This window comes from Wolbachia endosymbiont of Nasonia giraulti (assembly GCF_048054155.1).
Taxonomy (GTDB): domain Bacteria; phylum Pseudomonadota; class Alphaproteobacteria; order Rickettsiales; family Anaplasmataceae; genus Wolbachia; species Wolbachia pipientis_C.
In genome coordinates this window covers 1-8,008 of sequence record NZ_JAFEVH010000042.1, presented here as the reverse complement: position 1 = coordinate 8,008, position 8,008 = coordinate 1, and the positions used below count along the sequence as shown (strand labels likewise).

General features: G+C 34.9%; 6 protein-coding genes, 2 tRNA genes and 1 pseudogene. 6 read left to right on the top strand and 3 right to left on the bottom strand.

What is annotated here, in order from left to right; all coding sequences use genetic code 11:
* Positions 1-174, bottom strand: a pseudogene (locus JR312_RS05140) (tRNA uridine-5-carboxymethylaminomethyl(34) synthesis GTPase MnmE); the annotation flags it as partial.
* A gap of 181 nt (positions 175-355) precedes the next feature.
* Here JR312_RS05140 and nuoI point away from each other — a divergent pair.
* From nuoI to infC, 3 genes are all read left to right on the top strand, one after another.
* Complete coding sequence (gene nuoI / locus JR312_RS05135; protein ID WP_416647889.1) at positions 356-838, top strand: NADH-quinone oxidoreductase subunit NuoI; 483 nt, start codon at positions 356-358, stop codon at positions 836-838.
* A 185-nt stretch (positions 839-1,023) separates the two neighbouring features.
* Entirely contained in the window at positions 1,024-2,925 is a 1,902-nt protein-coding gene (thrS, locus tag JR312_RS05130) for a threonine--tRNA ligase (RefSeq protein WP_416647888.1), read from the top strand.
* Positions 2,926-2,937: 12 nt separating this feature from the next.
* Positions 2,938-3,456, top strand: coding sequence for a translation initiation factor IF-3 (infC, locus tag JR312_RS05125; RefSeq protein WP_416647887.1), 519 nt, complete (start codon positions 2,938-2,940; stop codon positions 3,454-3,456).
* A 22-nt stretch (positions 3,457-3,478) separates the two neighbouring features.
* Here the strand turns inward: infC and nuoF are convergent, their stop codons facing one another.
* Complete coding sequence (nuoF, locus tag JR312_RS05120) at positions 3,479-4,732, bottom strand: NADH-quinone oxidoreductase subunit NuoF (protein WP_264330668.1); 1,254 nt, start codon at positions 4,730-4,732, stop codon at positions 3,479-3,481.
* Positions 4,733-4,749: 17 nt separating this feature from the next.
* Positions 4,750-4,822 (bottom strand) — tRNA-Lys (locus JR312_RS05115).
* A gap of 299 nt (positions 4,823-5,121) precedes the next feature.
* Here JR312_RS05115 and JR312_RS05110 point away from each other — a divergent pair.
* The 3 genes from JR312_RS05110 to JR312_RS05100 all read left to right on the top strand — a co-directional run bounded on the left by JR312_RS05110 (position 5,122) and on the right by JR312_RS05100 (position 7,716).
* Positions 5,122-5,197: transfer RNA gene (locus JR312_RS05110), tRNA-Ala, on the top strand.
* A 200-nt stretch (positions 5,198-5,397) separates the two neighbouring features.
* Positions 5,398-7,281 carry a magnesium and cobalt transport protein CorA gene (locus tag JR312_RS05105; RefSeq protein ID WP_416647886.1) on the top strand — a complete coding sequence of 628 codons (1,884 nt, stop codon included), beginning with the start codon at positions 5,398-5,400 and terminating at the stop codon, positions 7,279-7,281.
* An 81-nt stretch (positions 7,282-7,362) separates the two neighbouring features.
* Positions 7,363-7,716 carry a hypothetical protein gene (locus JR312_RS05100; protein WP_214303161.1) on the top strand — a complete coding sequence of 118 codons (354 nt, stop codon included), beginning with the start codon at positions 7,363-7,365 and terminating at the stop codon, positions 7,714-7,716.
* Positions 7,717-8,008: the final 292 nt, after the last annotated feature.

The window sequence follows — 8,008 nt, the reverse complement described above, 5'->3', positions numbered from 1 at the left end:
ACTGGAATCATCATATAGATCAACTAAAGTAGCAAATCTTGGTTTAATTTCTTTCTTAATATGAAAATGATTTAAAGCTTTAAGCGCGTAGTTGCCTGAAATTCTGATTACTGCAACTCCTGACTTACCAAATACGGTCGACAAAGCGAAAATAGTTTCATTTGTGTTTGTCATTATTTATATAAACTACTTAGCAATTTAAAAGACTTAATCTAAAAGATTTTGACTTATTTTGCTAATTTATATTAATGCAGTATTAGTAAACATATTGTATAGAAAAACTGTCAGGTAAAAATATTTATTTTGAAAACTGATAATATGATTTATAATGACTGACACAAGTTTTAAATATTTTATGCTCAAGAAATTAGCTTGGTACTGGTCTTTTGTAGAGTTAATTAAAGGGTTTGTTATTACATTAAAATATACGTTTAAGCCAAAGGTTACTTTGAGGTATCCTATAGAGAAGGGCCCTTTAAGTCCAAGGTTTCGTGGTGAGCATGCGTTGCGTAGGTATCCAAATGGTGAAGAACGATGCATAGCTTGTAAGTTATGCGAAGTTATCTGCCCTGCTCAAGCAATAGTTATTGAAGCAGAGGAAAGAGAAGACGGTAGTCGCCGCACCACACGCTATGATATTGACATGACAAAATGCATATATTGCGGATTTTGCCAAGAAGCATGTCCAGTTGATGCAATTGTGGAGGGTCCTAACTTTGAATTTGCTACTGAAACAAGAGAGGAGCTAATGTACAATAAAGAAAAGCTATTGCGTAATGGTGAAGTTTGGGAAGAAGCAATTGCACTCAGGTTAAAAAAGAATAGGCCGTATTATTAACTAGGTATGTCAACAATTAAAATTTCTTACAGCAAGTATGTAATAGATCTCTTGTACAACTGTTATTTAACTGAAAGATCAGTAGCTCACCTTTTGGTGTCATTCCAGCGCGTGACGCTGGAATCTAGAAAAGAAAGAAACATGGATCCCAGTGTCAAGCATTGGGATGACAAAAGGTCTAATGAATGATAAAAGTTACCTTTTTAGCCGAACAAAAAGTAAAAGAATACAGTGGTAGAGTCACTGGCTTTGATATATTACAACCGGATGCTTTGAGAGAAGCAATTGCCTTTAAGGTAAATGGTGAGTTGTATGATCTCTCACGTGAAATTGAATCTGATACAGAGATAGAGGTAATACAACTGAGTGACGAAGCGGGTTTAGATATAATAAGGCATGATGCTGCTCATATAATGGCGCAGGCAGTAAAAGAGCTCTTTCCTAATACTCAGATTACTATCGGGCCAACAATTCAAGATGGTTTCTACTATGATTTTGCTACAGATCGTACCTTTACCACGGACGATCTTACTGCAATAGAAAAAAAAATGAAGGAAATTATAAAAAGTAACCACAGATTCGTCCGAGAAGTTTGGACTCGTAAGCAGGCAATTGATTTCTTTAGTGATATAGGTGAAAGATACAAGGTTGATATTGTCTCATCAATACCAGAAAACGAAAACCTAACTGTTTATAAACAAGGCAACTTTGTAGACCTATGTCGTGGTCCGCACTCACCATCAACTGGCAGAGTTAAAGCGTTTAAACTTATGAAAGTAGCAGGTGCATACTGGCGTGGCAATTCTAAGGGCCCAATGTTGCAAAGAATATATGGCACCGCGTGGAGAAATAAGGATGAATTAAATACTTATCTTAAACGTCTGGAGGAAGCAGAAAAACGCGACCACCGCAAAATTGCTAAGGATATGGACTTATTTCACATTCAAGAGGAAGCTGTTGGGCAGATTTTTTGGCATGAACAGGGATATACTTTATATAATGTTCTTGAGTCTTACATCAGAAAAAAGTTAATGAACAATGGCTACTTTGAGGTAAAAACACCTATTTTAGTAAGCAAAGAGCTGTGGGAAAAATCGGGACATTGGGATAAGTTTCGTGAAAATATGTTCATTATCGATGAATCTGAAAGTAAAAAGCTAGCAATAAAACCCATGAATTGCCCTTGTCATGTGCAGATTTTTAATTCTCACATCAGAAGCTATCGTGATTTACCGATACGTATGGCAGAGTTTGGCACATGCCATAGAAATGAAAGCTCAGGCTCATTGCATGGACTGATGCGAGTGCGTGGTTTTACGCAAGACGATGCACATATTTTTTGTATGGAAAAACAAGTGAATTCTGAAACTGTAAAGTTTTGTGACCTTTTAAAAGAAGTATATTCAGAACTTGGGTTCAATGAAATTTCTGTGAAATTTTCAGACCGTCCAGATACTAGATCAGGTAATGATGAAGTGTGGGATAGAGCTGAAAGAGCACTGCTTGAAGCAGTTAAAGAAGCAGGGCTTAGTTATGAACTTAATCCTGGTGAAGGTGCATTTTATGGTCCAAAGTTAGAGTTTGTTTTGAAAGATGCAATAGGTAGAAATTGGCAATGTGGAACGTTGCAAGTTGATTTTATTTTACCGGAGCGGCTTGGAGCTTTTTATATAGGAGCAGACGGGCACAAGCATCACCCTGTCATGTTACATAGGGCAATTCTTGGAACTTTTGAGCGTTTTATTGGAATTTTAATAGAAAATTATGCAGGAAAATTTCCAGTTTGGCTTGCTCCAACACAGCTTGCTATTCTGACCATTACAAATGAGGCTGACGGTTATGCTACAGAAATCAGCAACGTTTTAAAAGAACAAGGTGTGAGAATCAAAACTGATTTGACCAATGAAAAAATTAGCTATAAGATACGTTTGCATAGTTCAAGTAAGGTACCTATATTATGGATCATAGGCAAAAATGAAGTTACAAATAAAACTGTGTCAGTGAGAAATTTAGGATCGGAAAAACAGGGGTCTTTTTCCTTGGAGAATGCTACTGAATTGCTGTTAAAAATTATTAATTTGAATTAATGGAGCTAAAATTTGCAAGTCAAAAAGAACAATAAAAACAGAATTAATGAACTCATCACAGCTAAGGAGGTACGCTTAGTTGATCATAGTGGTGAAATGGTCGGAATTGTTCCAATAGAACAAGCTTTGGAAGTTGCACAAAGTGTTAATTTAGACTTGGTAGAAATCGCACCTGATTCAACTCCTCCAGTATGTAAGATTCTGGACTATAGCAAACAAAAGTATGATATAAAAAAGAAGGCAAGTGAAGCAAAAAAGAAACAAAAAACATTAACTATAAAAGAAATTAAACTGGGTCCTAATATTGGTGATCACGACTACGAAACAAAATTGCGTCAAGCAAGGGATTTTCTTGTGCATGGACATAGAATTAAAGTCACAATGAGATTTAGAGGGAGAGAGCTTATAAACACTGAAGTTGGACTGAAAAAGTTAGAACGGCTAATTAGAGACGCTGAAGATATTGCAAAAGTAGAATTAGCACCTAAAAGGGAAGGAAATCAATATTCTTTAACTTTAGCTGCTAAGTAGTAAAATCATTTAAAAGTATAAGTTAAGTTACTATCCTCTCTTCAATTATATGACGAAAATGTCTGATTAATCCTTGAACTGGCCAAGCTGCAGCATCGCCAAGTGCACAAATTGTATGCCCTTCTATTTGAGTTGTAAGGTCAAGTAGCTTATCTACTTCACCAGGTTTAATATTTCCTGCTACCATTCTTCTCATAATTCTCCACATCCATCCAGTGCCTTCACGGCATGGTGTACATTGTCCGCAGGACTCATGCATATAGAAATGTGATAATCTTTCTATTGCAGCTATTATGTCAGTTGATTTATCCATCACTATTACAGCAGCAGTACCAAGCCCTGATTGTGCAGCCCTTAATGAATCAAAATCCATTTCAATAGTATCACATATAGATTTTGGAATTAATGGGACTGAAGACCCACCAGGTATTACAGCAAGTAAATTATCCCAACCTCCTCTCACTCCACCTGCGTATTTTTCAATTAATTCACGCAGTGAAATTCCGAGCTCTTCTTCAACATTACATGGATTATTTACATTCCCTGAAATGCAAAAGACCTTAGTGCCAGTATTATTTGGTTTACCCAGAGATGCAAACCACTCTCCTCCGCGATTTAGAATATCTGGAACCATGGCTATAGTTTCAACGTTGTTTATTGTGGTTGGGTAGCCAAAAAGTCCAACACCCGCAGGGAATGGAGGTTTCATGCGAGGAAAGCCTTTTTTTCCTTCAATTGATTCAAGTTGAGCTGTTTCTTCTCCACATATATAAGCTCCTGCACCTCTGTGAATGAATACATCAAGATCATAACCTGATTTGCAGGCATTTTTTCCAATTAAGTTTTCTTTATAGGCTTCCTCAAGTGCCTTTTTTAGAACTAAATATTCATTATAAAATTCACCCCTGATATAAATATATGCAACTGATGCGCTGATCGCTCTGCCAGCTAGAAGAATTCCCTCAAGTAACTTATGTGGCTCATATCGTAATATATCTCTATCTTTACACGTACCAGGTTCTGACTCATCTGCATTGACTACTAAATACGCTTTTGAAGGATTTTTAGGCATAAAGCTCCACTTAAGGCCAGTAGAAAATCCTGCACCCCCTCGACCTCTCAAGCCAGATTTCTTTACTTCCTCAATGATTTTTTCTGATCCTAAATCCAGTAATTTCTTTGTTTTTTGCCAACTACCACGTTTTTTTGCACCCTCAAGTAGTGGTGTTTCTTTACCATTTAAGTTTGTGAATATTTTGTCCTGTTCTTTTAGCATGCTTTTAAGATTCTAAGTGATCCCGACGCGATTCGAACGCGTGACCCACTGATTAAAAGTCAGTTGCTCTACCGGCTGAGCTACGGGATCATTTTATTTTTCAGATATACTAAACAGTAATATAGTTTTTATCTGTTTTAATCAAACTAAAATTTTCATGCGTGGTTAAATAAATTATATAATATACTGCGTTAGTGATAATTTAATTAAAAATTTTTGAAGGAAAATTTCTTGTTAATTAACAGATTTATTTGGCAAAGCTGAGATACAACTCTAAAAAGATAGAGAATTATACATAAATGCAGAGTTTGCGCACTATTGAGTAATAGCATAACAGATAAATATTTCTTGCATTTCAGCGTGAGTGATTTATGCTTTAAGCAAGAATTGGGGGCATAGCTCAGCTGGTAGAGCATCTGTTTTGCACGCAGAAGGTCAGCGGTTCGATCCCGCTTGCCTCCACCAATCCATATTATCCCTAGGATACTATAAATCCTGTCAAAGCAGCTTATTTTAATCTATTTTCCCAAAAATCCCTATTTCTTCTTATAACTTTTCCTAACACAAGTGATGTTTGTTATTATGATTCTAATATATATCAACTTAGTAATAAATTAATCAATAAATGTTAGAATAGCTATAATTAAATTGGTTTGGTAATACTTATGAGTGGAAAAAAACATGTTTTTAAAATGGTGCCTGGAGAATCTTTTAGTGATACTAACGATATTCCTATTTTTGAACAGTTTCGACAATCTCCCTACGGTACAGGGCAGAAAAAATATTCTGAATATAATCTTGCCAAAGTGAATTTTGAAGCGTTAGATGATGAAAGCGAAATAGAATTAAGTTTACCCTTGCAGATGTGCCAACTTGAAGAAGGTATTGTGCCATATAATGTTAAGACATTTACTGTAGAAATGTTGTGCCTGAAAGAAGATGGAGAAAAGCTAAACCTCTGTACAATGAAGCAAGAAAGATCTGTTGATAATAATTTTAATGATGATAGAAATTATTATAGAGTAGAATTAGATGAAGTACTATCTCTGGTAAAAGGCAAAAGTTACGAATTAAGTATATTTGATAAAGAGTCAGGTGAATGTTTAATAAAATCTAGAATTAAAACCGACTCTAGCTTCGATTTTGAATCGGCAAAAAAAAGTCTGAACGGTACAAACAACTTTTCTATTGCATTTAATATTGCAGATGATGAAATGCGTGTTCTTTACCCAAAATTTGAAGTAAGACCGGGAATAATACAGTATCCTTTCATTAGTGTCTGTGACCAAGCAAAAAATGTAATTGCTTCAATACCATGCCTTTCTCTTGCATACTTTAATGACAGGTTGGTAAGCATAAAACCCGCATCGTTAGAAGGATCCTCATGTATTCTTATAGAACCAGTGGAATACCAATATATTACACTTGAAAATAGCGGTGATGATTATCAAATTTACTTGTCAGATTATCAAGGAAATATGATAGACAGAGATTCTGAAGAGCCTACTATTAGCCTCTTACACAGTGTAGTACTAAACAAGAGTATATCATATAATGATTATAGTAATTTGAAAGAAATAATATTGTCTAATGGATTGGAAGAAATGATGTCATCTAACACGTTTACTAAAATCTTTGCTCAGGTTCTCACAAGCAACCAACTCAAAACTCTTGCCAATACTTTTAGCAACGAGCAATTACAAAAAATCGTTCCTAAGTTGAGCTCAAACCAGTTGCAGGCTTTAGCAGAGAACTTAACAGACAACCAATTCCTAGCTTTAGTGGATCATCTAACCAATCATCAATTACAAGCCCTTACTCACACATTGGATTCAAAAAAGTTAGGAATAATAGTCCCCTTATTAAATAAGGATCAGGTTGCAAACTTAGTAAAAGACTTTAACCTAGATCAAGTAAAAGAAATTTTCCCTCACTTGAAAATGGATCAGTTTCAGGAAGTTATTAATACAATGAGCAATGATCAGTTTGTAGAATTAATAAAAGATGCAGATGAGAAAGCTTTCAACACTCTTTTACATAAAGCATTAAAAGATCGACTTCCAACTCTAGTAAAAATGTTAGAAGGAGATAAATTACATAATTTAATTAATAAGCTAGACCATGAGAAACTTGCAATAGTAGCTCGAGAGTTAACTGATGATTCTGATAGGATTCAGATGGTTGTTAAGTCTTTAGTTAACAACCCAGAAAAACTTAAAGCTTTTGCTCATAGTATGTCTCATGAGCAGTTTAAAGAACTTTTGGATAATTTAGGTGCAGGAGAGCTTAAAGATATTATTCACAAATTGCCTCACGAGAAAGTTATATCTGTGATTGGTAATCTTGATAGTAAAGGTCATTCTAAAGCTATTCTTGATGCATTGAAGGAGAAATTTAACGAGCAAAATGAAAAAATAAAAGACCTTATGAGTAAGGTTGAACGAATGCTTCCTGAGGAGAGTGAAGCAAATTGGAATGATGCACATCCATCAACTTACGTTCTTCAAGATGTTAATGCTGAGTTTGCAGTAACAGATCATTTATTGTGAACTTGGATATTGATAAATCAACAGTGTGCATGTGAAACTAAAAAATAATTTAAACTTTAATAATTTATGGAGGTAATTTATATGAGTGAGAACTCGCAAAACCTTTTACAAAGTGCTAATAATGAAGAACAACTTATAAGCGCTCTTGGTCTTATTACACTTAAGACAGGTAGTGGTAAGGATATACAGGACTTTAAGAAAGCGGTTAGTGGTGATACTGTTAAAAAAGCATTTGATGAATTAGCTAATAATATTAATGAACAACTTATTAATAGGTTGAATAGTATGTTAAAAGAAGAGCAAGATAAAGTTGCAAGTTTGCAAGATATTATAGGCAACAAAAGTAAAGGGTTACAAAAAGATCTAGCAGATTTAACCGCTAAATTAAATGATATGTTACCTGAGGAGGCACCACCCTATTATGACATGTTGTAAAGTATAAGAAAGTAACAGCCTCATACCAGTCTGTATATGCCATTTCAATAGGAGCTAACATGAGTAACAACAGTAAACAAGAAAGCGAAAATAACTTTGAAGCAATAAACCAAATGGGGAACGTTCAAAAAAGTGTGTCAAACCGCATTTTCAATGGGAACGTTCAAAAAAGTGTGTCAAACCGCATTTTCAATTCAACTCAATTTTTAACCTACCAGGAAAAAAGATATCAAGTTGAGACATAGTTAAAGCCCAATTAGGCAAAGCAGTAATCCACTTTTGCTCTACCTTT